Source organism: Flavobacterium sp. NRK F10 (assembly GCF_024054235.1).
GTDB classification, from domain to species: Bacteria; Bacteroidota; Bacteroidia; order Flavobacteriales; family Flavobacteriaceae; genus Flavobacterium; species Flavobacterium sediminis.
The window spans coordinates 974,418-1,000,738 of the sequence record NZ_JAMXLC010000001.1; the positions used below are offsets into that span (position 1 = coordinate 974,418).

At 35.0% G+C, this 26,321-nt stretch carries 26 protein-coding genes; 12 read left to right on the forward strand and 14 right to left on the reverse strand.

Going from position 1 to position 26,321, the window contains the following annotated elements; translation table 11 throughout:
* The first annotated feature begins 39 nt into the window (after nucleotides 1-39).
* From NHF50_RS04575 to NHF50_RS04600, 6 genes are all read left to right on the forward strand, one after another.
* The gene (locus tag NHF50_RS04575; RefSeq protein WP_252775201.1) at nucleotides 40-1,194 is read left to right on the forward strand and encodes a 5-(carboxyamino)imidazole ribonucleotide synthase; all 1,155 of its coding nucleotides are present in this window, start codon (nucleotides 40-42) and stop codon (nucleotides 1,192-1,194) included.
* Between the two features lie 320 nt (nucleotides 1,195-1,514).
* Nucleotides 1,515-1,997 (forward strand): 5-(carboxyamino)imidazole ribonucleotide mutase, encoded by a 483-nt coding sequence (gene purE, locus NHF50_RS04580; protein WP_109568557.1) that lies wholly within the window; start codon nucleotides 1,515-1,517, stop codon nucleotides 1,995-1,997.
* A gap of 154 nt (nucleotides 1,998-2,151) precedes the next feature.
* Nucleotides 2,152-4,176, forward strand: coding sequence for a M3 family metallopeptidase (locus NHF50_RS04585; protein ID WP_252775202.1), 2,025 nt, complete (start codon nucleotides 2,152-2,154; stop codon nucleotides 4,174-4,176).
* 155 nt (nucleotides 4,177-4,331) lie between these two features.
* Entirely contained in the window at nucleotides 4,332-5,045 is a 714-nt protein-coding gene (locus NHF50_RS04590; RefSeq protein WP_109568559.1) for a hypothetical protein, read from the forward strand.
* A gap of 19 nt (nucleotides 5,046-5,064) precedes the next feature.
* Nucleotides 5,065-5,643 carry a hypothetical protein gene (locus NHF50_RS04595; protein WP_252775203.1) on the forward strand — a complete coding sequence of 193 codons (579 nt, stop codon included), beginning with the start codon at nucleotides 5,065-5,067 and terminating at the stop codon, nucleotides 5,641-5,643.
* Nucleotides 5,636-6,157: a hypothetical protein gene (locus NHF50_RS04600; protein WP_252775204.1), complete on the forward strand. Its 522-nt coding sequence runs from the start codon at nucleotides 5,636-5,638 to the stop codon at nucleotides 6,155-6,157. The genes NHF50_RS04595 and NHF50_RS04600 overlap by 8 nt, the downstream gene beginning before the upstream one ends.
* 1 nt (nucleotide 6,158) lies before the next feature.
* On the opposite strand, the gene NHF50_RS04605 is transcribed toward NHF50_RS04600, so the two are convergent.
* The 5 genes from NHF50_RS04605 to NHF50_RS04625 form a co-directional block, all read right to left on the reverse strand.
* Nucleotides 6,159-6,977: a hypothetical protein gene (locus NHF50_RS04605; RefSeq protein WP_252775205.1), complete on the reverse strand. Its 819-nt coding sequence runs from the start codon at nucleotides 6,975-6,977 to the stop codon at nucleotides 6,159-6,161.
* Between the two features lie 123 nt (nucleotides 6,978-7,100).
* Nucleotides 7,101-7,505 carry a thiol-disulfide oxidoreductase DCC family protein gene (locus NHF50_RS04610; RefSeq protein ID WP_109568562.1) on the reverse strand — a complete coding sequence of 135 codons (405 nt, stop codon included), beginning with the start codon at nucleotides 7,503-7,505 and terminating at the stop codon, nucleotides 7,101-7,103.
* On the reverse strand, nucleotides 7,502-8,293 hold the full coding sequence (locus NHF50_RS04615) for a hypothetical protein (protein ID WP_109568563.1): 792 nt from the start codon (nucleotides 8,291-8,293) through the stop codon (nucleotides 7,502-7,504). Before NHF50_RS04615 ends, NHF50_RS04610 begins: the two co-directional genes overlap by 4 nt.
* 5 nt (nucleotides 8,294-8,298) lie before the next feature.
* Nucleotides 8,299-8,808 (reverse strand): hypothetical protein, encoded by a 510-nt coding sequence (locus tag NHF50_RS04620; protein ID WP_252775206.1) that lies wholly within the window; start codon nucleotides 8,806-8,808, stop codon nucleotides 8,299-8,301.
* Between the two features lies 1 nt (nucleotide 8,809).
* Nucleotides 8,810-9,157, reverse strand: coding sequence for a hypothetical protein (locus NHF50_RS04625; RefSeq protein ID WP_146193363.1), 348 nt, complete (start codon nucleotides 9,155-9,157; stop codon nucleotides 8,810-8,812).
* Between the two features lie 469 nt (nucleotides 9,158-9,626).
* On the opposite strand from NHF50_RS04625, the gene gcvP reads away from it, so the two are divergent.
* The 3 genes from gcvP to NHF50_RS04640 all read left to right on the forward strand — a co-directional run bounded on the left by gcvP (nucleotide 9,627) and on the right by NHF50_RS04640 (nucleotide 14,160).
* Nucleotides 9,627-12,470, forward strand: a complete 2,844-nt coding sequence (gene gcvP / locus NHF50_RS04630) for an aminomethyl-transferring glycine dehydrogenase (RefSeq protein ID WP_252775207.1) — start codon at nucleotides 9,627-9,629, stop codon at nucleotides 12,468-12,470.
* A 124-nt stretch (nucleotides 12,471-12,594) separates the two neighbouring features.
* Nucleotides 12,595-12,966: a group III truncated hemoglobin gene (locus NHF50_RS04635; RefSeq protein ID WP_252775208.1), complete on the forward strand. Its 372-nt coding sequence runs from the start codon at nucleotides 12,595-12,597 to the stop codon at nucleotides 12,964-12,966.
* A 135-nt stretch (nucleotides 12,967-13,101) separates the two neighbouring features.
* Complete coding sequence (locus NHF50_RS04640; protein WP_252775209.1) at nucleotides 13,102-14,160, forward strand: 3-oxoacyl-ACP synthase III family protein; 1,059 nt, start codon at nucleotides 13,102-13,104, stop codon at nucleotides 14,158-14,160.
* Between the two features lie 6 nt (nucleotides 14,161-14,166).
* Here the strand turns inward: NHF50_RS04640 and NHF50_RS04645 are convergent, their stop codons facing one another.
* Both NHF50_RS04645 and NHF50_RS04650 read right to left on the reverse strand, forming a co-directional pair.
* The gene (locus NHF50_RS04645) at nucleotides 14,167-15,621 is read right to left on the reverse strand and encodes a lipopolysaccharide biosynthesis protein (RefSeq protein WP_252775210.1); all 1,455 of its coding nucleotides are present in this window, start codon (nucleotides 15,619-15,621) and stop codon (nucleotides 14,167-14,169) included.
* A complete protein-coding gene (locus tag NHF50_RS04650; RefSeq protein WP_252775211.1) occupies nucleotides 15,621-16,493 on the reverse strand; it encodes a glycosyltransferase family 2 protein in 873 nt (290 codons plus the stop codon). The genes NHF50_RS04645 and NHF50_RS04650 overlap by 1 nt, the downstream gene beginning before the upstream one ends.
* An 86-nt stretch (nucleotides 16,494-16,579) precedes the next feature.
* Between NHF50_RS04650 and NHF50_RS04655 the strand changes: the two genes are divergently transcribed.
* The 3 genes from NHF50_RS04655 to NHF50_RS04665 all read left to right on the forward strand — a co-directional run bounded on the left by NHF50_RS04655 (nucleotide 16,580) and on the right by NHF50_RS04665 (nucleotide 19,063).
* On the forward strand, nucleotides 16,580-17,431 hold the full coding sequence (locus NHF50_RS04655) for a glycosyltransferase family 2 protein (RefSeq protein WP_109568570.1): 852 nt from the start codon (nucleotides 16,580-16,582) through the stop codon (nucleotides 17,429-17,431).
* 109 nt (nucleotides 17,432-17,540) lie between these two features.
* Nucleotides 17,541-18,287, forward strand: coding sequence for an ABC transporter permease (locus tag NHF50_RS04660; protein WP_109568571.1), 747 nt, complete (start codon nucleotides 17,541-17,543; stop codon nucleotides 18,285-18,287).
* On the forward strand, nucleotides 18,287-19,063 hold the full coding sequence (locus NHF50_RS04665) for an ABC transporter ATP-binding protein (RefSeq protein WP_109568572.1): 777 nt from the start codon (nucleotides 18,287-18,289) through the stop codon (nucleotides 19,061-19,063). The genes NHF50_RS04660 and NHF50_RS04665 overlap by 1 nt, the downstream gene beginning before the upstream one ends.
* 2 nt (nucleotides 19,064-19,065) lie before the next feature.
* On the opposite strand, the gene NHF50_RS04670 is transcribed toward NHF50_RS04665, so the two are convergent.
* The 7 genes from NHF50_RS04670 to NHF50_RS04700 form a co-directional block, all read right to left on the reverse strand.
* Nucleotides 19,066-20,454 (reverse strand): DUF389 domain-containing protein, encoded by a 1,389-nt coding sequence (locus NHF50_RS04670; protein ID WP_252775212.1) that lies wholly within the window; start codon nucleotides 20,452-20,454, stop codon nucleotides 19,066-19,068.
* Nucleotides 20,454-21,512: a mannose-1-phosphate guanylyltransferase gene (locus NHF50_RS04675; protein WP_252775213.1), complete on the reverse strand. Its 1,059-nt coding sequence runs from the start codon at nucleotides 21,510-21,512 to the stop codon at nucleotides 20,454-20,456. Before NHF50_RS04675 ends, NHF50_RS04670 begins: the two co-directional genes overlap by 1 nt.
* Nucleotides 21,513-21,608: 96 nt before the next feature.
* Nucleotides 21,609-22,214, reverse strand: coding sequence for a SprT-like domain-containing protein (locus tag NHF50_RS04680; protein WP_109568574.1), 606 nt, complete (start codon nucleotides 22,212-22,214; stop codon nucleotides 21,609-21,611).
* 20 nt (nucleotides 22,215-22,234) lie between these two features.
* Entirely contained in the window at nucleotides 22,235-22,915 is a 681-nt protein-coding gene (locus NHF50_RS04685) for an SDR family oxidoreductase (protein ID WP_252775214.1), read from the reverse strand.
* 81 nt (nucleotides 22,916-22,996) lie between these two features.
* On the reverse strand, nucleotides 22,997-24,622 hold the full coding sequence (locus NHF50_RS04690; protein ID WP_252775215.1) for a pyruvate dehydrogenase complex dihydrolipoamide acetyltransferase: 1,626 nt from the start codon (nucleotides 24,620-24,622) through the stop codon (nucleotides 22,997-22,999).
* Nucleotides 24,623-24,627: 5 nt separating this feature from the next.
* The gene (pdhA, locus tag NHF50_RS04695; RefSeq protein ID WP_109568576.1) at nucleotides 24,628-25,626 is read right to left on the reverse strand and encodes a pyruvate dehydrogenase (acetyl-transferring) E1 component subunit alpha; all 999 of its coding nucleotides are present in this window, start codon (nucleotides 25,624-25,626) and stop codon (nucleotides 24,628-24,630) included.
* A 156-nt stretch (nucleotides 25,627-25,782) separates the two neighbouring features.
* Nucleotides 25,783-26,265: a cytidine deaminase gene (locus tag NHF50_RS04700; protein ID WP_252775216.1), complete on the reverse strand. Its 483-nt coding sequence runs from the start codon at nucleotides 26,263-26,265 to the stop codon at nucleotides 25,783-25,785.
* Between the last annotated feature and the right edge of the window lie 56 nt (nucleotides 26,266-26,321).

Here is a 26,321-nt window from a genome sequence, read left to right on the forward strand (position 1 = left end):
ATTGTCTGAGTATCTTTGCAGGCAAACAACGCAAAACAAATGAATTACTTTTCATCAGACTTTAAATTAGGAATTTTAGGAGGAGGCCAATTGGGAAAAATGCTCCTGACCGAAACCCGAAAATTTGATATACAGACCGTGGTTTTAGACCCAAGTGCCGAAGCTCCTTCCCGATTCGGATGCAATGCTTTTTACAAAGGAAGTTTAATTGATTACGATACGGTTTACCAATTAGGAAAAATGGTGGATCTCTTAACCATTGAAATCGAAAACGTAAACCTTGAAGCTTTGGAAAAATTGGAAGAAGAAGGCTTACCGGTTTACCCGTCACCTCAAACATTACGTCTGATACAAAACAAAGGCAAACAAAAAGATTTTTACGTAAAACACAATATCCCTACTTCAAAACACCAACGTTTTGTGGGACTTGATGATTTACACCAAGCTTTGAATAAGGACGAACTGGATTTTCCTTTTGTCTGGAAAAGTGCACAAGGCGGATATGACGGTAATGGTGTGCAAATTTGCCGTTCGGCTATGGACTTAATAAACTTACCCGATGTAGAATGTTTGGCAGAAGACATGGTTCCTTTTAAGAACGAATTGGCGGTTATTGTTGCCCGAAGTACTTCAGGCGAAATCAAAACGTATCCGGTTGTTGAAATGGAATTTCATCCGGAAGCAAATCAGGTAGAGTATGTTATTTGTCCGGCTCGTATCGACGAAGCTGTCGCTAAAAAAGCCCGGGCAATTGCTTTAAAAGTTTCGGAAGCATTTAACCATGTGGGCTTATTAGCTGTTGAAATGTTCCAAACAGACAACGATGAAATCTTGGTGAACGAAGTGGCTCCAAGACCACATAATTCGGGACATTACTCTATTGAAGCTAGCTATACTTCTCAATTTGAAAACCACATCCGTGCTATTTTAGACTTACCTTTAGGAAATACCGATAGTAAAGTTGCCGGAATTATGGTTAACTTAGTAGGTGAAGAAGGCTATAGCGGTCAAGTCGTTTATGAAAACATTGAAAAGATAATGGCTATCGATGGCGTTACACCACACATTTACGGCAAAAGAGAAACACGCCCTTTCCGGAAAATGGGACATGTAACGATTGTAAATGAAGATATGACAGAAGCCAGACGAGTTGCTGAAGAAGTGAAGAATAGTATTAAAGTGATTTCAATTTAATAATGTGTTAATTTGAAGATTTGAAAAAAATAAAATCATTTTTTAGAATTAGCATTTATTCTTTTATTTTTTTCTGCTTAATTACTTGCTTTAGATATTTTATTGAAGGATTTTACCTATTGATTTCACCGAATAAAGTTAGCATCAACATAGGGTTTCCTTTTGCTTTTCAAAAAACAGAATGGTTAGATAATGATGAAATAAAAGGAATCAACCATTTTTATTTTATCATAGATTATTTAATTCATTGGATAATTGTATTTTTATTTTCTAAACGTAAAAAACAACAACTATAAATAATTAAATTACGACTTAATTAAATGAAAGTAGCAGTAGTAATGGGCAGCATTTCAGATATGCCGGTAATGCAAGACGCCATCAACATCATAAAAGAATTCGGAATTGAGGTAGAAGTAGATATTGTTTCTGCACACCGTACGCCTGAAAAATTAGTAGATTTCAGTTCAAATGCGCACAACAGAGGAATTTCTGTCATTATTGCCGGTGCCGGAGGTGCCGCACATTTACCGGGGATGGTGGCTTCTATGAGTCCGCTTCCGGTTATCGGTGTTCCGGTAAAATCGAGCAATTCTATTGACGGTTGGGATTCTGTCCTATCCATTCTGCAAATGCCGGGCGGTGTTCCTGTGGCGACTGTAGCACTGAACGGGGCAAAGAATGCCGGTATTTTAGCCGCTCAGATCATAGGAAGCAGTGATAAAACTATATTAGACAAGATCGTTGCCTATAAAGAAAGTTTAAAACAAGCTGTTTTAAAAGCCGCAGCCGACTTGAAAGCTTAGGATATAAAAATAGAATACCCCGAAAAGATCGGGGTATTTCCATCCACAATTAAGTGACAACTATAAAAAAAATTCTACTCTTTCTGATTAATTAATGCATTCGTTGTAGCATTTCGTCGGCAAATCTATACACTTTATCGATAAAAACAAAATTATGAACACTTTTTTGGAAAAATTTAACACTAAATATAATTCGGCTCCTTTCAGCCAAATTCAACTGTCTGATTACAAACCGGCGTTCGAAGCTTGCATAGCAAAGGCAAAGCAGGAAATCGATTGCATAATTCACGATACAAAAGCGCCTGATTTTGATAATACAATTGCTGCTTTAGATTTTGCCGGACAAGAATTAGATCGTTTATCCAGCATCTTTTTCAACTTAAATTCAGCAGAAACTTCTGATGAAATGCAAAAAATCGCTCAAGAAGTATCGCCTTGGCTGACTGAATTCAGCAATGATATCACTTTAAATGAATATCTGTTCAAAAGAGTCAAAGCAATTTATGATACAAAAGACAATCTGTCTCTTACTGTGGAACAGCAAACGTTATTGGACAAAAAATACAAAGGTTTTGTTCGCAACGGCGCTTTATTGAATGAAGAGCAGAAGAAAAAGCTTCGCGAGATCGATACACAATTAGCTAAACTTAAATTGACTTTTGGCGAAAACGTTTTGGCAGAGACCAACAATTACCAGTTACATGTTACGAATGAAGCCGATTTACAAGGTTTACCGGAAGGTGCTAAAGAAGCCGCAGCCGACTTAGCCAAAAGTAAAAATGTTGAAGGTTGGATCTTTACTTTGGATTTTCCAAGTTATTTGCCTTTTGTAACCTATGTTGATAATAGAGAATTACGAAAAGAAATTTCTATTGCTTACGGGAAAAAAGCATTTCAAAATAACGAATTTGACAATCAGCAAAACGTTAAAGATATCGTTCGTTTGCGTCACGAGCGCGCCAACTTATTAGGTTATGCTTCTCATGCTCATTTTGTTCTGGAAGAACGAATGGCTCAAAGTCCGGAAAAAGTTCAATCGTTTTTAAATGATCTTTTAGAAAAAGCCAAACCAGCTGCTGAAAAGGAATTTGCCGAACTTACTGCTTTTGCAAAAGAATCAGACGGAATTGAGCATCTGGAAAAATGGGATGGTGCTTATTATTCGGAAAAATTGAAACAGAAAAAATTCAATTTAGATGATGAAAAATTAAAACCGTATTTCAAATTAGAAAATGTTTTACAAGGTGCCTTTACCGTTGCTGAAAAATTATACGGAATTACATTTAAAGAGATATTTGACATCGACAAATATCACGAAGATGTAAAAACATACGAAGTTGTAGACTTTGAAGGCAATCTTGTTGCGCTTTTTTATGCTGATTTTTTCCCTAGAAAAGGAAAGCGAAACGGTGCCTGGATGACTTCCTTTAAATCACAATTTATCAAAAACGGAATCAACGAGCGTCCGCATATTTCCAATGTATGTAATTTTACACCACCCACTAAAACCAAACCATCTTTGTTAACTTTTAATGAAGTTACTACTTTGTTTCACGAATTCGGACATGGTTTGCATGGTATGTTAGCAAATACTACTTATCCGAGTTTGTCAGGAACTTCTGTGTATTGGGATTTTGTAGAATTGCCGAGTCAAATCATGGAAAACTGGTGTTACCAACCGGAAGCTCTGGCATTATTTGCTACACATTATGAAACCGGAGAAATTATTCCGCAGGAATATGTAGATAAAATTAAAGAAAGTGCCAACTTTTTAGAAGGATTGGCTACGGTTCGCCAACTGAGCTTTGGTTTGCTTGACATGGCTTATCACGGAAAACCTCAACCTATAGAGGATGTCAAAAAATTTGAATTAAAAGCATTTGAAAGTACTAAACTGTATCCGGATGTAGCTGAAAACTGCATGAGTACTTCCTTTTCACATATTTTTCAAGGCGGCTATTCTTCCGGTTATTATAGTTACAAATGGGCAGAAGTTTTAGATGCTGATGCTTTTGCTTACTTTGAAGAAAAAGGCATCTTCAACAAAGAAGTGGCTGCGAAATTCAAAGAGTACGTTCTTTCTAAAGGAGGAACCGAACACCCGATGGAGTTGTATAAAAAATTCCGTGGTCATGAACCGACACCGGAAGCTTTGTTAAAAAGAGCGGGATTGGTTTAGATTGTTAATAAAATGAAACAAAAAGGATTACCGATGAAATATTGGTAATCCTTTTTTCGTTATTTTTAGGAAAAACAATTCCTTATTTCTAAAATATAAAAGTTTAGTTAATATACTTTAAAAAAGCAATACTAATTACTTTCAAACTCAAAAATATGAAACCTAAATATCAAGTAGATTTTGCAAAACCAATAGATTACACAAACGAAAGGCAATATACATTAAAAAACTATTTAGATAAAGACAAATATAATTGGGTAAAACATGAATATAGAAAATTTAACAATCATACAAATTCTTGGGAGGATATCTTTTTAACAAACAAGAAAATAGCACTCCGAATTAAAATTCACTTAGGTGAAAAGAAAAGATATGATCCATTTAATGAGTTTCCAAAACTCCCAAAAACATATCAAGATTATAAAGAAATTTCAATTTATCTGATTTCTACAATTTTTTTTAAAAAATTTAATTCTCAAGAACTATTTGAAATCATGGCAATACTAACTAAAGAAACACCTTTTATTGAATTAAAATATTTTAATGTTGGAGAAAAATATGGATATGAGGATAGTACAATTGTAAAACATGATAATAAATTAATCAAATCTTTTAACGTAATAATAAATGACAAACTATTCACATTATATGATTATCTAGTTGATTATAAATTGAATAAAAGTGAATTAGAAATAACCTCAATCGTTAAAGAATATTTAGAAAATTTAGATTTTGAGATTGAAATTAAAAATACTGAAATTGAAGAAAAATTCAATAACGAGAATAATTCTGAAAGATACACAATCGAAGACTCTTACAATGATGGTGGTGGTGGTAACGAATGGTCTGATCCGTCAGAATTTTGGTAAAATTAAAGAAACAATTAAAATGAAAATAGCAATCCTTGGTTGGGGTTCCTTAATTTGGCAACCCAAAGAATTAGCATATAACAAAACTTTTGGTTGGCAAAAAGATGGTCCAATTTTGCCTATTGAATTTGCAAGAATTTCGAAAGACGGTAGATTAACTTTAGTTATAACAGAAAACGGCACAAAAGTTCCTGTTTTATTTACTTTATCAAATTATCACAATTTGGAAGAAGCAATTTTAAATTTAGCAGTTAGGGAAGGTTCTGGAAGAAATAGTATTGGAAGTTATGATAAAAATAAAGATACTTTTTCTTCAAAATTCCTTTTTAAAGAAGAAATTAAAAATTGGATAAAAAAAACTGATTTTGACGCTGTGATTTGGACAAATTTAGGAGAAAATTGGAATATTAAAAATGATAAAGGTGATATAATTCGTCAAATCGAATCTGAAAGAAGAATCGAATATTTAAAAGAATTAAAAGGAAATAAAAGTGTAATAGCAGAAGAATATATAAGAAGAACTCCTATTGAAATTAGTACTTTTTTTAGAAAAGAAATAGAAGCAACATTAAACTGGACACCAATATTAAATGAATAACCTCAAAGAAACCTATCAACATCTTGGAATTACTTGCAAACATGAATTAAATATTTCAGATTTTAAAACTTTAGCTAACGATTTATCTCAAAAACTACATTTAAATATTGAAATGGTTTATGATAGTAGTTCTATTTTATTCGACAAAACAATTTCTATAAATGGAGTAACTGAAAAAGTTTTTTTAAGAGAACGGATAAGCTTGTTAATTCCTGAAATTAAATATGAATTAGTTCAAGAAGAATTTCGATTTATTATTTATGAGGATTTTATTGAACTTCGCATAAAAATACCAATCGATTATTCTCATTTACTTTTATTAAAAAATGAAGATCAACTAACTAAAATTGAGCTTTTCAAAAAAATTATTAATCAATTAAAAATATTAGGAATTGATAAATTACACATTTTTGTTTTTGGCGAATTTGAATTAGGTGAAAACAAAAATTACTGTTGGAAAAATGTAATTCCCGCAATCAATAAGTGCAACAACCATTTTGAAATTATAATATAATCTACCTTTCAAAAACCAACAACATCACCAACCAAAAAATCGGTAAACTTTCAGCCCAGAGGCTCGTAAAATATTTATTTCTTCTGGAATTAGCATAAAAAGTAAAGATCCCTAAGACCAAAGCAAAAAAAGTATTTACAAAAAACTGCTGCTTTGACACATAAGGTTTGAAAAAGTCGAGTAAAACAAAAAGAAACAATAAACCATAAGCCAGCCATTTTGTTCTTTTCTCTCCTATTTGCTGTGGAATGGTTTTTAAATACAACTCGTCAAATTGCAGATCGACAATCTCAAAGATCAACATCAGCACAAAAACCAAAATGAAGCGCTGTAGGCTTTTTAAAACTACAATCAGGTCTATAGAATAATGCGCATTGATCACCGGAAGCCAAACTGTAACGGCTACCCATGCGATCGCTACTAAATAGATTTTTATTCCGCTCCAATTTCGCATATTGGACTTGTTCGGAAAAAAAGGAATAGTATATAAAACCGTTAAAAGCAAAGAACCAATTCCTATCCACTTTGTTATGGACTGTAATTGCCAAAAATAGCAGAGTGTTGCACAAAAGCACAAAAAACTTAAACCGATGATCGCTTTAAACCGATTGGTCAAAGGAACCCGACGTACTCTGGCTAATTCGTCATATTTAATAAAATTATACCCTACAATAGTTCCGTAAAAACCAAAATAAGCCACAGCTTCGTCATAAGGCAGGTGCAATTTCAAAAAAGTAACCCTTATCAAGGCATAAACCGCTAAAGCAACATGAATACTGCTTTCAATATAAAAATCGAGTACTTTCTGTAAAAAACGCATTCGGCAAAAATAACAAATGTGTGAATAAGAACATAATTTAGCTAAAAAAGTAATTACAAACAGTCATTCATCTGCTTTTTTCTCTGTTTACATTATACAAACGTACTTTTATAATACAGCCAATCATTCAATTATTCTGCTTCTTTCTTCTTTTGTTAATAATTGACAAGCTTCTGTTTTTCCGAACCAGAAATATCTTTTATCTGCAATAAGTGAATAAATTCCGTTTCTCAAAGAAACTGGAATCTTTTTAAAAATTTTTGCAACTGTTTTATAATATTTAATATCGATCAACAATTCCAAAATAGCATCTGAATGCGTATAAACAGTTTCATTTTTTAGATAAAATATCGTTGTCAATTCTTCAACATTATACTGAACCTTATACTTATCCAATAACTCTTTTGCACTTTGAGATTGTAATGAAATAAATTTTGTCTGCTTGTTTTTATCTTTTTCTAAAACAAACAGAACCAAATAATTACACATAGCACATATTCCGTCAAAAAAAACAACTTTCTGGTTCATAATAATTGTCCTACTGTTAAATATCCATGTACAATTCCATGAAGGATCAACACTCCCGGATAAGTCAAAGGAAATGTCAATAAAAAATCATTTAATCCCATTAATACTGCCGTACTGAAATGAAAAAGAAAGATACAACACAATGAGATATAGATGAATTCGGGTTGAGGAATAAAGAAACATACCGGAACCAAAATCATTGTTATGATTGCGGAATGAGATGCTAACTTCTCTATTACAGGATGCTTCTTTAAAAATAAAGAAATCCCGGGTATTCCATAAGAATACGTACTCAAAATTCCTGAAAGTAGATTTCCTTTTCTCCAACTGGGTGACAAAAGTTTTGCTATTCCGGAAGTAGCATACGCAATTAAAACCTGAGCTCCGACAAAGACAACTGACAAAAGCATTCCTTTCTCATTTTCTACCAGAAAACAAAGAGAAAAAGAAAGTAAGGCCAGTAATCTCATTTGGTCTGCCCCGTCTTTACTGACCGTCCTTACTTTATACAAATAAAAGACTCCGCCTGTAATCAGCAAAAAAGTTATTTTAAAATATTTTATTTCCCCGAAAGAGAAAAACAAAAAAGCAAGCAAAACTAAACTTAGTAAAACATAGTTAAAAACCCTCCATCTTGAATATTTATTCTTAACTTTTATTGAAGGATAAACAAAATCCAGATAGAGTGCGGGAATACTTGAAAGTTCTAAAGTTGAAACAAAAGTTGAAACTAAAAGGATATACACACTAATAGTATATGCTGTATTTACGGTTAAATTTATCTCCATTGTTCTTAAATTATTTGATTATAAGATGCAAACATCACATGATCGATTGCAATATCTTTTATTCCCTTTGAAGAAACGATACTGAATCTCACAATACTTTCATTTTTATAATTTCTTTCCTCCTTAAGAAAATTAGATATGAGCGTTAAAATATTTAGGTAAAAAACAGAGAACTGTATCCCTTTTTTATTCTCCAAAACGTTAAATTCATCGATCAGAAAATGACACGAATCTATTAGTCCTTTGTTATAATATTTAAAAGGGTTCCAAAATATTCTAACAATTTTAAACTCCATATAAATAGGTACCTCTTCCCATTCTTCTTGTTCCGAATTTATCCTTTTAAAAACTATTCTGTAATCATTCAATAACGGATTAGGTGCAAAAAAGCAATAATTAGGCAGCAACCCGAATTTATCCCATTTTTGTATCGCCTTTTGTAGCCCCTTTATTTGATAAAGAATGCTTACCACAGTAAATATGGCAAGCATTGCTACTAGTAATAAGAATAACATATTACGAATTCTTTTGTCTTATTGCTTTCAATTGCTCCAATGTTAACACTGATTCCAATCCGCTTTCTTTAATAGAATTTAATGCACTTTTTTCAGTGATCTCAGCTCCGGCAGCTGCTACTGCAGGACACACCTGCGCTGCTACTTGTACAGCCGGACAAGCAGCCGTTGCTACATCGGAAACAGCATGAGCTGCGCTTGTTGCAACATTTGTTGCTGCCGACGCTACATCAGTCACGGCATGCACTACCGATGAAATAAATGATTTAAAACTTGGCGCTCCTTCTTCCTCTAGTTGCGCAATCATTAGGTCAATTGCTGCTAACTCTGATTTTGATAATTTTGACATAATTTTTTACTTTGTTCCCTACTCTTATGGCTTTTCAGGTTTTGCCCCGTTTAAGATGGTTTCTGGCTCCATTTTTATTAATTGTAATATTACAGTCATAAAACTAGCACTTCATAAGAATCCAAATAATAGTACAAATACCTGATTTTAAAAATCAGTCGAAACTACGGGGTAACAAATTCAATATTAGAACGATAACATCCAAAAGCAATAAAAGAATCGAAATAAAGTTGAACCGGAGTATTTTCCATTATTGAAACAAAAAATACTGAAAAATATCATTGTACTCTTTAAAAGTATCCTTACTACTTAGAGATATTTTAAAAAAATAACAAATGTGTTAATAAGAACATCGTTTAGTTGAAAAAATCACAAAAAATCAATTTTTAAAAACTAAATATTACAAGATTAATAATTACATTTGCTTACTTTTTAAACAACACAAATTTCAAATACACATTATTGATTAATGAGAACAGATGCATTTGCTTTGAGACACTTAGGTCCGAGAGAAGCTGACCTAAATCAAATGTTGGACACGATTGGTGTAGATTCGTTAGACCAATTGATCTACGAAACTTTACCTGATGACATTAAACTAAAATCTCCTCTTCAATTAGACCCGGCGATGACTGAATATGAGTATGCAAATCATATTTTAGAATTAGGTCAAAAAAATAAAGTTTTCAAATCTTATATCGGTTTAGGATACCACCCTACAATTGTACCGGCTCCTATCCAAAGAAACATTTTCGAAAACCCGGGATGGTATACTGCTTACACGCCTTATCAGGCAGAAATTGCACAAGGCCGTTTAGAAGCTCTTTTGAATTTCCAGACTACGATCATTGAACTTACCGGAATGGAGATTGCTAATGCGTCACTTCTAGACGAAGGTACAGCCGCTGCTGAAGCAATGGCCTTGCTTTTTGACGTAAGAACCCGCGATCAAAAGAAAAATAATGTGAATAAATTCTTCGTTTCTGAAGAAATTTTACCACAGACACTTTCCGTTCTTCAAACACGTTCCACTCCTATCGGTATTGAAATAGTTGTAGGAGATCATGAAACTTTTGAATTTACGAATGATTTCTTTGGCGCTGTTTTACAATATCCCGGAAAATTCGGTCAGGTTTATGACTATGCAGGTTTTATTGCCAAAGCCAAAGAAAACGATATAAAAGTTGCTGTTGCTGCTGATATCTTATCCCTTGTAAAATTAACTCCTCCGGGAGAAATAGGTGCTGATGTCGTTGTAGGAACTACGCAACGTTTCGGTATCCCAATGGGCTACGGCGGTCCTCATGCCGCTTACTTTGCAACTAAAGAAGAATACAAACGTTCTATGCCGGGACGTATCATCGGGGTTACTGTTGACGCTAACGGAAACCGAGCACTACGTATGGCTTTGCAAACCCGTGAGCAACATATTAAACGTGAAAAAGCGACATCTAATATCTGTACTGCTCAGGTATTATTAGCGGTTATGGCAGGAATGTATGCTGTGTATCACGGACCTAAAGGATTACAATATATTGCAAACAAAACGCATGCTGCCGCAGTTACTACCGCAGAAGCTTTGAATCAATTAGGTGTTTACCAGACAAATACGGCTTATTTTGACACCATTGTTGTAAAAGCAGATGCTAACAAAGTAAAAACCGTTGCGGAAGACAAAGAAGTAAACTTCTACTACATTGACAACGAAACTATCGCTATAGCTTTCAATGAAACAACTTCTTTAAAAGACATTAATGAGATTATTTTCATTTTTGCAGAAGCCTTAGGCAAAGAAATATTCACTGTTAACGAATTAGCTTCTACCGAACATATCCCGAGCCAATTGATGAGAACCTCAACATTCTTACCACACGAGGTATTCAACAACCATCACTCGGAAACGCAATTAATGCGTTATATTAAAAAATTAGAACGCAAAGATTTATCTTTAAATCACTCAATGATTTCATTAGGTTCATGTACCATGAAGTTAAATGCGGCCTCTGAAATGTTACCGCTTTCTATGCCAAACTGGAACAGCATTCACCCTTTTGCTCCGGCTGAGCAAACAGAAGGGTATCAAATTATGCTGAAAAAACTGGAGGATCAACTGAATGTAATTACCGGTTTCAAGGGAACTACTTTACAACCGAACTCTGGTGCTCAAGGTGAATATGCGGGTCTAATGACGATTAGAGCGTATCATCAGTCAAGAGGTGACCATCACAGAACAGTTTGTTTAATTCCTGCTTCTGCTCACGGCACCAATCCTGCTTCTGCTGCTATGGCCGGGATGAATATCATAGTAACCAAAACAACTCCTGAAGGAAATATTGACGTAGAAGATTTAAGAGAAAAAGCTATTGCAAACAAAGATAAACTAGCGTGTTTGATGGTTACTTATCCATCTACACATGGTGTTTACGAAAGTGCTATCCGACAAATCACTAACATCATTCACGAAAATGGAGGTCTTGTTTATATGGACGGTGCGAATATGAATGCTCAGGTTGGATTAACCAATCCGGCTACAATTGGTGCTGATGTTTGCCACTTAAACTTACACAAAACGTTTGCTATCCCTCACGGTGGTGGTGGACCTGGTGTTGGTCCGATTTGTGTTAACGAAAAATTAGTCGATTTCTTACCTACCAATCCTATTATAAAAGTAGGCGGAGAACATGCTATTTCTGCCATTTCTGCTGCACCTTACGGATCTGCTTTAGTTTGTCTGATCTCTTATGGATATATTAGCATGATGGGGGCCGAAGGTTTAACAGAAGCCACAAAATATGCTATCTTAAACGCTAACTATATGAAAGCGCGTTTAACGGAACACTATCCTGTTCTATATTCCGGAGAAATGGGAAGAGCTGCTCACGAGATGATCTTAGATTGTAGAGCATTCAAAGAAAAAGGAATTGAAGTGACAGATATCGCTAAACGTTTAATGGATTACGGATTCCATGCTCCGACTGTTTCATTCCCGGTTGCCGGAACTTTAATGGTTGAACCGACGGAATCAGAAGATTTAGGGGAATTAGATCGTTTTTGCGATGCAATGATCTCTATTCGTAAAGAAATTGAAACAGCGAGTAAAGAAGATACTAATAATGTATTGAAAAATGCACCTCACACTTTAGCTATGCTAACAGCTAACGACTGGAACATGCCTTATACAAGAGAGCAAGCTGCTTACCCGTTAGACTATATTGCTGAAAACAAATTCTGGCCAACGGTAAGACGTGTTGATGATGCTTATGGCGACAGAAACTTAATTTGTTCTTGTGCTCCGATTGAAGCATATATGTAATAATATTATATAAAACTAAATAAACACTGTAAAAGGTTTTAGGCAAACGCCTAAAACCTTTTTTTATGACAAAAATCAATTTTTAATCCCTAGTTGTTAATTACTTTTGAAAAAATAAATTAAAATGAAAGATATTGAGACCCGAGAAGATTTGTTACTAATCATGGAAAAATTTTATAACAAGCTCTTAGTTGATGATACTATCAAACATTTTTTTACAGAAACCACAACGGTTAGCCAACAACTGCCGGAGCACTTTGAGACATTAGCCACTTTTTGGGAACAAGCTCTCTTTTTAAGAGGTGGCTATTTTAAAAACATGATTGAAATACACAAAAAGGTACACGGCCAAAGTCCATTTTCCGGAGAGCATTACAAAACATGGCTCAAGCATCTTTTTACTACTTTAGACGAATATTTTTCAGGACCAAAAGCCGAACAAATGAAAACAATGTCACAAAGTATGGCGACAGTGATGCAAATAAAATTTACTTAACTTACTTTTTTTATCAAAATGCTAAAAAAATGATTTTATCTTAATAATTTGACAATTATGTCAAAATATTTCACCTTAAAAAGCCTATATACATATTAAATAACTAACTTGGCTTGTTCTAAAATTGAATAAAAAATGAATATCAAAATAACAGGATCAGGTTCTTATGTTCCTACTGAAAAAGTAACCAACTTAGACTTTGCTCGACACAATTTTTTAAATGAAGACGGAACACAATTTCCGCAACCTAATGAAATTATTGCTCAAAAATTTTTAGAGATAACCGGAATTGAAGAACGAAGATATGTCACTGATGATCTATTGTCGTCTGACATCGCTGCAATTGCAGCACAACGGGCTATTGATGATGCTAAAATTGACCCGGAAACATTAGATTATATTATTCTGGCTCACAATTTCGGCGACGTAAAAAAAGGTGCTATTCAATCTGATATTCTACCCAGTTTAGCCTCACGAGTAAAACACAGTTTAAAAATTAAGAACCCTAAATGTGTAGCCTATGATATTTTATTCGGATGTCCGGGTTGGGTTGAAGGGGTTATTCAGGCTCAGGCTTTTATCAAAGCCGGAATGGCAAAAAAATGTTTAGTGATCGGTGCTGAAACACTATCACGTGTTGTAGACATGCACGACAGGGATTCTATGATCTATTCAGACGGTGCAGGAGCTACTATTATTGAAGCAACGGAAGAAGAAGGTGGAGTCTTAGCACATGAATCAGCCACTTTTACCTATGATGAGGCTTACTATTTATTCTTTGGCAATTCTTATGACAAACAACTGGATCCAGATGTTCGCTACATTAAAATGCATGGTCGAAAAATTTATGAATTCTCATTAAGCAATGTACCGAAAGCTATGGCAGCATGTTTAGATAAAAGCGGGGTTCCTATAGAGAAAGTCAAAAAAATATTGATTCACCAAGCCAATGAAAAAATGGATGAAGCTATTATTCAACGATTCTTCCGTTTATACAAGCAAACACCACCAGACGGAGTGATGCCTATGAGTATTCATAAACTTGGAAATTCCAGTGTAGCAACAATTCCGACGTTATACGATCTATTGGTCAAAAACAAGCTGGAAAAACATGAACTTAACAAAGGTGATATTATTATGTTTGCCTCAGTAGGAGCCGGAATGAACATCAATGCTTTTGTATACCAGATGTAATCCGGATTATTTTCTAAATTTATTAAACCAGAAATTTATCGCCGGGATCAATTGCATTTGAAGTACTAAGCTTAAAGTGACTACTAAAAAAAATGTCACTTTCACAGCTACTTCCACCCACAAGTTTTCGAATTTCGGCATTGCATAAATTCCGAAAAATGTAATATTCAACACTAAAATTAATTTGGCATAACTTTTATCAAACGGAAGTATGCCAAATTTTTTATAGATAAAAATCAATTTAGCTATATTAAAAAGTGCCATGGCAATAAAAGAAGCGATGGCCACACCTAAAATTCTGATTTCGGTTTGTGTTAAGAAATACCAATTCAATGAAATATTCAAAATCACTAAAATTAAAACAGAAACAATATTGAAGCGATAGTATTTGGAATACGAAATAATTTCCGAATTAAAGCCGGTTGCCATATTAAACAACACATTACTTCCTAAAACATAGATAATAGGAACCGAAGCCATTAATTTTTGTCCCGTAGGCAAGAATTCAAAAAACGATTCAATTCCCAAAAAAACACAGCCTAAAACAATCGCCCCTATAAAAAACAATACTTTAGCTGTTTCCACATATTTCATCTGCAATGTATTCCAATCTTCATTTTTAATTAAAGCTGAAACCTGAGGAGCACATATTGTAAATAATCCTGTGGCAGGAATTGCCAAAGCCGAAGCCAAATTCACAGCGATCCTATAAGTCCCGTTGTCTTCAAACTCGCAAAATAACGGAATCATAAAACCATCTACTCTAAAAGCTAAAAAAGAACCGAAGCTTCCAATAAAAGTATAGAAACAATAGCTTAAATATTCTTTCTTAGGAATTTCTGTAAAGAGTTCCTGGAAACTCCCTTCTCCTCTGATTGAAAAAAAGCGAAAGAGATATTGACTCAACAACAATAAGAGCAAAAAGTAAAAGGCTATAAATGTTGTGATGGCTATACTTTCTGTCATCCAACCGAGTAAAACCAATACAAAAACTACCGGAAGGGCTATTTTCGGGATTATCTTCTCATAAAATGTCGGAACTGCAATTTTCTGCAAATTGGCTGCCTGCCGTTTAAACAATTCAACAAACGCCAACACAACAGCTAACGGAAAGGCAAAAAATAAATACCGGTAACGATCCCAGTCAATGAGAAATTGTCCTAACAATAATAGCAACAATACTCCAATACCAATTCCCGAAATCGTAAAAATTCCGTATTTAAAAAGCTGGCGTTTATTATTATCGGAAAGATTCGGATAGAAGTGAATCAGAGCTTGTGCTCCGCCAAATACCAGAATCGGATACAACATTTGCGCAATACTATCTACAAAACCAACTTTACCTAAAAAATCTTTATCGTTAGGATATACAAAAACCGTAGAAATCACTCCGATAGCAATCCCTAAATAATTAATCAAAGTAAACCAAAATGCCTGTTTATGTGATTGTACGTCTTGCATTAACGATAACTTTTTCTTGCTTTAAAAATGGTTAAAAAATGTAATTTCAGCAAAACATAATATCCCACTAATTGAACTGCCATCGAAAGAGTTTGCTCCAAACTATAGAATTTAGAGAAATATTTAGGCAAACCAATAGCAGAACGAAAAGCTGAAAAATATGCTTTTAACCATGACTGATTAACATCTAAAACTTCAGCCAACATTTTATATTTAGATTGCTTGATATCTTTTTGAAAACTTCTCGAAATTATCCTGTCATGACAAATTTCTGAATTTTTAACCACTATGGTTTTAAAACCGTGATAGTGTACCCTGTCTGAATAATTCCTATCCTCTCCATAATGACTGAACATCGGTTCAAAATACCCTACTTTTTCGATTACTCGTTTAGGTAACAGCCAAGCCGCAGCATTTATAAATGGTACTTCATCGACAACCTGAGAAACAGCTCTAGTTTTCCTATTCCAATACATTTCAAAATTAGCATCTAAAGCCTTTTCATCTGCCGAAAAATGCACTGGACTTACAATTCCATAATCTGGATTACCATCCGCTATCAGAACTAAATTCTGAATAGTTTGCGGATAAATCCAAGTATCTTGATTTAGTAAAAAAAGATACTCAAAACCAGCTTCTATTGCTTTATGTATCCCAATATTATTAGCCTTACCAAAACCTAAATTTTCTTTTGACTGAATTAGTTCTACAAAATCAAATTCCTTTAAAATAGAAATAGAGTTGTCTGTTGAAGCGTTGTCTATTGCAATAACCTGAACCTTAAAAATAGAGTTTTGCAGAGATTTCAGGCATTTTTCAAGCCATCTTTCTCCATTATATGTAACTAAAATAACAGCAACCTTTATATCCATGCAAAACTTTATTTTCTCTACAAAAATAAAGATATTTCTGCTGTAACCTCTTAATTGCTTATTTTTGTTTTGAATTACCATTTTCTATGAAGTTTTACATTGTCATCCCGGCTCATAATGAAGCTAATCTGATTGGATTAACACTAGAATCTTTGGCAAACCAAACCGTTTTACCGAGCAAAGTGGTAGTTGTCAATGACAATTCTACGGATAACACAGAAGACATCATAGATCAATTTTCCGAGAAATACTCTTGGCTATCTTTGATCAATAATTCTTCTGAAGCATTACATTTACCGGGAAGTAAAGTTATTTTAGCTTTTAACAAAGGTTTGGAAACGCTGGATACCGATTATGATTTCATTGTAAAAGCTGATGCCGACTTGATTTTTCCCGAGAACTACTTTGAAATGATTGTTAAGCACTTTCAATCTGACCCAAGATTAGGAATGGTTGGCGGTTTTGCTTATATAGAAAAAAACGGAGAATGGATTTTAGAGAACTTAACTGATAAAGATCATATCCGTGGTGCTTTTAAAGCCTATCGCAAAGCATGCTTCGAACAAATTGGCGGACTAAAACCCGCTATGGGTTGGGACACTGTAGATGAACTACTTTGTAAATTTTACGGTTGGCAAGTTACAACAGACGAAAGCCTGCACGTCAAACATTTAAAACCCACCGGTGCTAATTATAACAAATCCTCCCGCTACAAACAAGGCGAAGCTTTTTATTCTTTAGGTTATGGTTTTATAATTACAGCAATTGCATCGTTGAAATTAGCTTTACGAAAAGGAAAACCATTCCTTTTTATAGATTACCTCAACGGGTTTTGGAAAGCTAAAAAAGATAAAAAGCCATTATTAGTCAACCAAGAACAAGCTAAATTTATCAGACAATATCGTTGGAAGAAAATGAAAGAAAAGTTGTTGCATTAACAGATCAGATCATAAGGAACATTGAAAAACAAGATTTTATCATTTTCAAATTTTCAAATTGCTGTATTGCCACATTAATTTAGTACTTTAGCCAATATTTTCAGAATATATGTTTGTAATTCGAATTTTATCTCAAATAGGAAAATATTTCATTATGCTCAAAGAAATATTTAGTCGTCATACTAAATGGAACGTAATGAAACAGTTAATTTTAAAAGAGGTAAACGACTTAGTGATCGATTCATTAGGAATTGTTTGTTTTATTTCGTTTTTCGTTGGTGGAGTTGTTGCAATTCAAACGGCATTGAACCTTACTAATCCTTTAATCCCCAAATATCTGATCGGGTTTGCAACAAGACAATCTGTTATTTTAGAATTTGCGCCTACTTTTGTTTCCATCATCATGGCTGGTAAAATGGGCTCTTTCATAACTTCGAGTATCGGAACCATGAGAGTAACGGAACAGATAGACGCATTGGAAGTAATGGGAGTTAATTCTTTGAACTATTTGGTTTTCCCGAAAATTATAGCTCTGCTTTTGTATCCGTTTGTGATCGGGATTGCTATGTTCTTAGGGAATTTAGGCGGATGGATGGCTACTGTATACGGAGGGTTTGCTTCCAGTAACGAATTCATTACCGGTTTACAGGAAGATTTTATTCCGTTTCACATCGCTTACGCTTTTATCAAAACAGTAGTCTTTGCATTCATTCTTGCCACAATACCTTCTTTCCATGGTTTTTACATGAAAGGCGGAGCTTTAGAAGTAGGTAAAGCCAGTACTGTATCTTTCGTCTGGACATCGGTTGTTATTATTTTGATGAATTATATTTTAACCCAAATGTTATTAAGCTAATGATAGAAGTCAAAAATTTAGAAAAAACATTTGGCACACAAAAAGTTTTAAAAGGAATTTCAACCCTTTTTGAAGCAGGTCAAACCAGTTTAGTCATTGGTCAGAGCGGATCTGGAAAAACTGTATTTTTAAAGTCTCTTTTAGGCATACATACTCCTGAGAACGGAACGATTTCATTTGACGGAAGGATTTATTCGGAAATGTCAAAAGACGAAAAACAGGATCTCAGAACCGAAATGGGAATGGTTTTTCAAGGAAGCGCTTTGTTCGACAGTATGACCGTAGAAGAAAACGTTGGTTTTCCATTAAAAATGTTTTCTAATAAAACACCGAAAGAGATAAAAGAACGTGTTGATTTTGTTATTGAAAGAGTAAATCTGATAGATGCACATCATAAAATGCCGTCTGAGATTTCAGGTGGAATGCAAAAACGCGTCGCAATAGCCAGAGCTATTGTAAATAATCCTAAATATCTGTTCTGCGATGAGCCTAACTCAGGACTTGACCCTAAAACGGCTATTGTTATCGACAATCTGATTCAGGAAATTACTAAGGAATACAACATTACTACGGTAATCAATACCCATGACATGAACTCAGTAATGGAAATTGGTGAAAAGATCATATTCCTGAAAAACGGACTTCTGGAATGGGAAGGCAGTAACAAAGAGATCTTTAAAACCGATAACGAAGCGGTAACAGACTTTGTATACTCTTCAGAATTGTTTAAGAAAGTAAGGAGAATGTATCTCGAAGAAGATTCAGAAAGCAAATAATTTTACTCTGATCTCACTACTACTTTTTTACTTTTTAACTTGGTCTGCAGCCATTTAGTAAATCGATCCGTTTCTTTTTCTTTTACAGAACTTTGAATTTCCTTATCCCATTTTACAATAAAATTAGGAACCGTATCAACCGCCTTAAAATTAGTATGTAGTATATTATAGTAAGAGACTTCCTGAATATTCTCGTTCAAACTCTTCAATTCTTCTGCTACATCCACAAAAGAGATAGTAGATCCGTTGTTTAACCGAGATTTTAAACTAAAAATTTCTTTATCCTTTTCTAACAATTGCTCCTCTTTTTTCATCAGCAATTGTTGTGTTGTTAAATAAGAATTCTCAATTTCATTTAAACGCGACAGTGTTTTCTTGCTTTCCAAATCCTGTAAAACTTTAACCTGTACGCCGGGATACCCCAAAGATGTTATTTTATCCTGAATCTTTTTGATCTCCGTATTTTCCAGACTTTCTCCGATCACTGCAAAACTAACGGTATTGTCTTTATAGCTGGTCTGAATATCAAAAACCCCGATCCCTTTATCATCTTTCATTGCTAAAAGCACGGTTTCCACTTTTCTCTCAAAATCAGACTTCTTATATAATTTATAAAAGAAATAAACACTTGGCACAAAAATAGCCAGAGCGATTACCGTTAAAAGCTGAGAAATTTGCTTCTTACGCTGTTTGTCTGCATATTCTTTAAGTGGAAAACGCAAAGATTTAACCACTAAATAGGTTGCTGTTGCAATAAAAATTGTATTGATCGAAAATAAGAAAAGAGCTCCTCCGAAAAAATCCCATTTTCCCGTTGCCAAACCAAATCCTGCCGTACATAATGGAGGCATCAAGGCTGTAGCAATTGCTACACCGGCTATTGTATTTGTAGATTTATTTCTTCTGCTTAACGCTACTAATAGTGCCAATCCTCCGGAAAGAGCAATAATAATATCCAACACATTAGGAGAAGTTCTGGCTATTAATTCAGGGGTTTCATTTTGAAATAATGGCACACTGAAAAACAAAAAAGAGGTTGAAAGACTCAGGACAACCATAACTCCGAAGTTTTTCAATGATTTGCGCAACAATTCAATATCATTGATTCCTAATGCCAACCCCATTCCCAAAATAGGTCCCATCAAGGGAGAAATTAACATGGCACCGATTACAACTGCTGTTGAGCTGGTATTTAACCCTGTTGAAGCTATTAAAATGGAAAAGATCAAAACCCAGGCATTCTGCCCCCTCATGTCAATACCGGCTCTAATATCTTCTATTGTTGCTCTTCTGTCGGTATCTTTAGAGATATCGAAAATCTCCCGGATTAACTCTTTAAAGCTGCTCAACAATGAAGAAACTGAACTTTGCTCTTGATTTTGGTTTTCCATTAGCCATTAATTTTAGACACTATTTGCTTAATATCCTGCTCTTTGCATTTCGGGTAGATCAATAGTACATCATCCTTATCTACAATGATGTAATCATCTAATCCATCTATCACCACGAGTTTTTTGCCTTCGGCACGAATAATATTATTTGAAGAATTCTCTAATACTACTGTTGCATTTACAATGGCATTATTATTAGAATCTTTAACTAATTTTTCATGAAGTGAACCCCAAGTCCCCAGATCGTTCCAGTCAAAATTAGCAGCCAATACATATACATTCTTAGCTCGTTCTAAGACTGCATAATCTATAGATATATTTTCTGCTGAAATATAATTGTCTTTTATAAACTGTTTTTCATCTACTGTTTGATAAAAGTCGTACCCACTATAAAACAACTGGTACATTGTTGGCTTGAATTTTTTAAAGACATTCTCTATAGATTGCACGCTCCAAATAAAAATTCCGGCATTCCACAGAAAGTTTCCGCTTTCTAAAAATTTTTTTGCAGTATCATAATCCGGTTTTTCCCGAAACTGAACAACCTTTTTTACAGCGTGTTTATCTTCTTTATTATATTCAATGTAACCAAAACCAGTATTCGGAAATGTCGGCTTGATCCCTAATGTCACTAGCGAATCATGCTTTTCACAAAACTGGAAAGCCTGTTCGACATCTTTCGCAAAAGCATCTTCATCTTCTATCCAGTGGTCCGAAGGTGCTACAATCATAACTGCGTCAGGATTCTGTTTTTTAATTTTTAACGAAGCATACAAGATACAAGGCGCCGTATTTCGCATAATGGGCTCCAAAACAACCTGCTCCGGTTTCAAATCAGGTAGCTGCTTAAGAACTAAGTCATTATATTTTTCATTCGTTAAAACGAGAATATTATCAACAGGAATAACTTTGCTCAACCGGGAAAAGGTTTTTTGCAACAACGTAACTCCTGTTCCTAACATATCATGAAATTGTTTAGGAAACTCTGTTGTACTAACCGGCCAAAAACGAGAGCCAACTCCCCCGGCCATTATTATAGCATAATAATTTTTATTCATAGAAACACATATCTGCTAAGGTTCAAAAATACTAAGATTTTTTCAAATAAGAGGTAATTTAAGAATATGCTGTTTAATCTTTACAATTTTTTAGCATTAAAAGCTAAGTTGTTCAACTTCTGCATTGGGCTGAAAAAGGTAAACTCTACCTGTCTTTAACTCAATACATTCATAACGTTTTACCCGTAGCGCTATTTTTTTAAAAACTTTTCCGTTATGAATCCTGAAATGAGCACCATAAGGCAATTCAAACACATAAATCTTTCCGTTCTCTTCCTTTTCATCAAATTGCTTCAAAGCCAAGCTTAAAGTTGCATCGGTATCGCTACTGGCTTTCGGATTTCTGAAGTGACGAGCCAGAAGCGGTAACAACTGGTTTGGAAAAACTTCCGGACGAATAAAGGGAACCATTAGTTGCTGAAACGTATATTTCCATTCATTCCCATGGGGTTTTATCATCCTACCGTATTTCTCAAAAGCTACCAGATGCGCAATTTCATGGACTAAAGTAATCAGAAAACGATATTTATTCAAGCTTGCATTTACTGTAATCAAATGGTATCCGTTAGTATCTTTACGATAATCACCATGCCGTGTTACCCGATCATTAACGATCTTCAGATGTACATGATTCATCTTTATAAGTTCAAAACAAGGATGAACAGCATGCTCCGGTAAATATTTTACTAAAATTTCAACCATTTTTCAGATCACTCTTTACATTACGGAGTAGTGGAACTCACCTGCAAAACTTTTCCGTTAAAATATTTATTCCCTGTTAAGGCAAAATTGAAAATATAATCTGCCATTTCCTGAGCGGATAGCGGCGCTTCATAGCCCGGAAAAGCTTCTTGCAACATTTCTGTATTGACTGCTCCCAAAGCCAATACATTAAAGGCTATACCTTTTTCTTTATATTCTTCAGCCAAAAGCTCAGAAAGTGTAATCACGGCTCCTTTACTGGAACTATAAGCTGCTAATCCGGGAAACTTCATACTTCCTTGTACCCCTCCCATCGAACTGATCGTAACCACATGGCTTTCATTCAGCATAAACGGAACACAAATCCTTGTTAATTCTGCCACTGCAAAGACATTTACAGCATAAACATTTTGAAAATCCAAAGCCGTAAGATTTTCAAAAGGCTTATTGATCAAGCTTCCCGCATTATGAATCAAAACATCAATCTTTTTATCCCAAGCCTTTTCTACAAAATCTTCAACTTTTACCAACTCCTCTGATTTAGCAATATCAATTGTCAGACACGTAATATTAGGGTTCTCCATTAAAAGTTTCGGTGCTTTTCTGGATATTGCCAGGACCTGATGCCCGGATTCGGCAAATAACAATGCTAATTCATAACCTATGCCACGAGAGGTTCCCGTGATAATTATATTTTTCATTCAGATTCTTGTTTTGGGTAAAGGTAAAAAATAAAAAAATCCCAAGAAAATCTTGGGATTGAAAGTATTTTTAATATTCTTTTAAGCTAACATAGTAACTGGATTCTCCATATAAGACTTAAATGTCTGAAGGAATTGTGCACCGGTAGCCCCGTCAACTGTTCTGTGATCACAAGCTAATGTAATGGTCATGGTATGCCCTACTACAATTTGCCCGTTTTTAACTACAGGTTTTTCTACAATTGCCCCTACTGACATAATTGCCGAGTTCGGTTGATTTATGATAGACGTAAAAGACTGAATTCCGAACATTCCTAAATTAGAGATTGTAAAAGTACTACCTTCCATCTCTGTCGGTTGTATTTTTTTCGCTTTAGCTCTTCCTGCCATATCTTTTACAGCAGCTCCGATTTGTGATAGGTTCATCTGATCTGTAAATTTCAATACCGGAACCACTAAACCGTCTTCAACGGCAACTGCTACTCCTACGTGTACATGATGATTCAGCACCATTGCATCCTCTCTCCATTGTGAATTTACCTGTGGATGTTTCTTCAATGCCATTGCACAAGCTTTAACCACCATATCGTTAAATGACACCTTGGTATCCGGTAATGTATTGATCATGGCACGTGAAGCCATTGCATTATCCATATCTAATTCGATAGTTAAATAATAATGCGGTGCTGTAAATTTGGATTCTCCCAAACGACGCGCAATTGTTTTACGCATTTGAGAATTTTTAATTTCTTCACGGAATTCTTCACCCGCCGGAACAAAAGGTTTAACAGAAGCTACTGCCTGAGTTGCTTCAGCTACTGCCTGAACAGGCGCAGCAGAAGGCGTAAAGTTCTCCACATCGCTTTTAACGATTCTCCCGTTTTCACCGGTCCCTTTTACCTGATTCAGATCTATTCCCTTCTCCTCAGCAATCTTCTTAGCCAATGGAGAAGCGAAAATTCGCCCCCCGTTATTTGAATGAGCAGCTGCAGAAGAACTATTAGTTGTTGCTGTAGCAACAGCAGTATTCTCTACCTTAGATTCTTCTTTAGTTGTTTCTTCGGAAGCACCTCCTGCTTTAAAGTTTGCCACAACACCAGAAACATCAGTACCGGCAGGTCCTAAAATAGCCAAAATGCTATCTACAGGAGCTGTTTCTCCTTCCTTAACACCTATATACAACAATGTTCCTGCATTAAATGACTCAAACTCCATTGTTGCTTTATCAGTTTCGATTTCCGCCAGAATATCTCCTTCTTTTACGGCATCTCCTACTTTTTTCAACCAAGTAGCTACTGTTCCGGTTGTCATCGTATCACTTAGACGAGGCATCGTTACAACTTTTACCCCTTCCGGTATTGCAACTTCTGCCGAAGCTTTAGTTTCTTCTTTAACTTCCGGAGTCGCAGTTTCTTCTGTTTTAGGAGCCGCACCTGCACCCTGACTAATCAAAGCACTGATATCTTCTCCTTCGTCTCCGATGATGGCCAAAAGTGAATCTACAGGAGCCGTTTCTCCCTCATTTATTCCGATATGCAATAGCGTTCCGGCATTAAACGATTCAAATTCCATTGTCGCTTTATCCGTTTCAATTTCCGCTAAAATATCTCCTTCTTTTACTTTATCTCCAACTTTTTTAAGCCATGTTGCCACAGTACCTTCTGTCATGGTATCGCTTAAACGAGGCATTGTAATTACTGTTGCCATATTGCTTATAATTTATGAGGTAAAAATGGATAATTCTCTTGTTCGTACACCACATCATACATTACATTCAGTTCCGGATATGGTGAATCTTCTGCAAATTTTTCACATTCTGCTACTAAATTCTTTACCCTTTCATCGATAGCCTCGATTTCTGCTTCTGTCGCAAAATCTTTTTCTTTAATAACTTCTAAGACTTGTGTGATCGGGTCGATTTTTTTGTATTCCTCAACTTCTTCTTTTGTTCTGTAGTGTTGAGCATCTGACATTGAATGTCCGCGATAACGATATGTTTTCATTTCAAGGAAAGTAGGTCCGTCTCCGCGACGTGCTCTTTCGATAGCTTCATACATTGCTTCTGCCACTTTAATAGGGTTCATTCCGTCTACCGGTCCGCATGGCATCTCATACCCTAAACCTAATTTCCATACATCTGTATGATTAGCAGTTCTTTCCACAGAAGTTCCCATTGCGTATCCATTGTTCTCACAAATGAACACTACCGGTAATTTCCAGTTCATTGCCATATTGAATGTTTCATGAAGCGAACCTTGGCGAGCAGCTCCATCTCCGAAGTAAGTCAGCGTTACACCTCCTGTATTGAAGTATTTATCCCCGAAAGCAATTCCTGCTCCTAGCGGAATTTGCCCTCCTACAATCCCGTGTCCTCCGTAAAAACCGTGTTCTTTAGAAAAAATGTGCATTGAACCGCCTAAACCTTGAGAAGTTCCTGTACCTTTTCCTAAAAGTTCTGCCATAACTCTTTTCGGGTCAACTCCCATTCCTATTGGCTGAACGTGATTACGGTAAGCTGTAATAATTTTATCTTTTGATAAATCCATCGCATGTAAAGCCCCAGCTAAAACAGCTTCCTGACCATTATACAAGTGAAGAAATCCTCTTACTTTTTGTTGGATATATAACGCAGCCAGTTTGTCTTCAAACTTTCTCCAGAACTGCATATCTTCATACCACTTAAGGTAAACTTCTTTAGTTATCGGTTTCATTTTGATTTGTTTGTTAATTTAAAATGTAAATCCAAAATTCCCAAAGTAGAAATTTTAGCAATAGCAAAAATAGCACTTCAAAAAATATTGAAAAAATTAATTTCAAGGAAATTAACGTTTTTTATTTATAAAATGATATTTTTATTAACGAAATCGTTATAGGTATTTTTTATCGAAAAGTAATGGCAATAAATTCTTTAACGAATCAGATTTATATATTTCCCCTATTGCTCCCATAAAGAAAATTTCAATTCCGGCACTTTGTTTGACCTCATACTCGGCTATTGATTGACGACAGGCACCACAGGGCGGTATTGGATCTGCCAGTTCTTTATCTTGTGGCGAAGCTGAGATAAAGATCTTTTGTATCACCGCATCAGGGTAATTAGCTCCGGCATAAAAAACAGCTACTCTTTCCGCACACAATCCTGACGGATAAGCCGCATTTTCCTGATTAGCTCCTGTTACCACTTTTCCGTTATCCAAAAGCAACGCAACACCAACCTGAAACTTAGAATAGGGTGCATACGCAAGTTTTCTTACCTCATGAGCTTTTTCCATTAGCTCTCGGTCTAATGCTTCCAATTCATCAATAGAAGTGAAAACCGTAAAATCAGATGTAATTGAAATTTGTTTCATAATCGAGGAAAAAAAATCCAAACTCTGTTTAGAATTTGGATTTGAATTTAATTAGT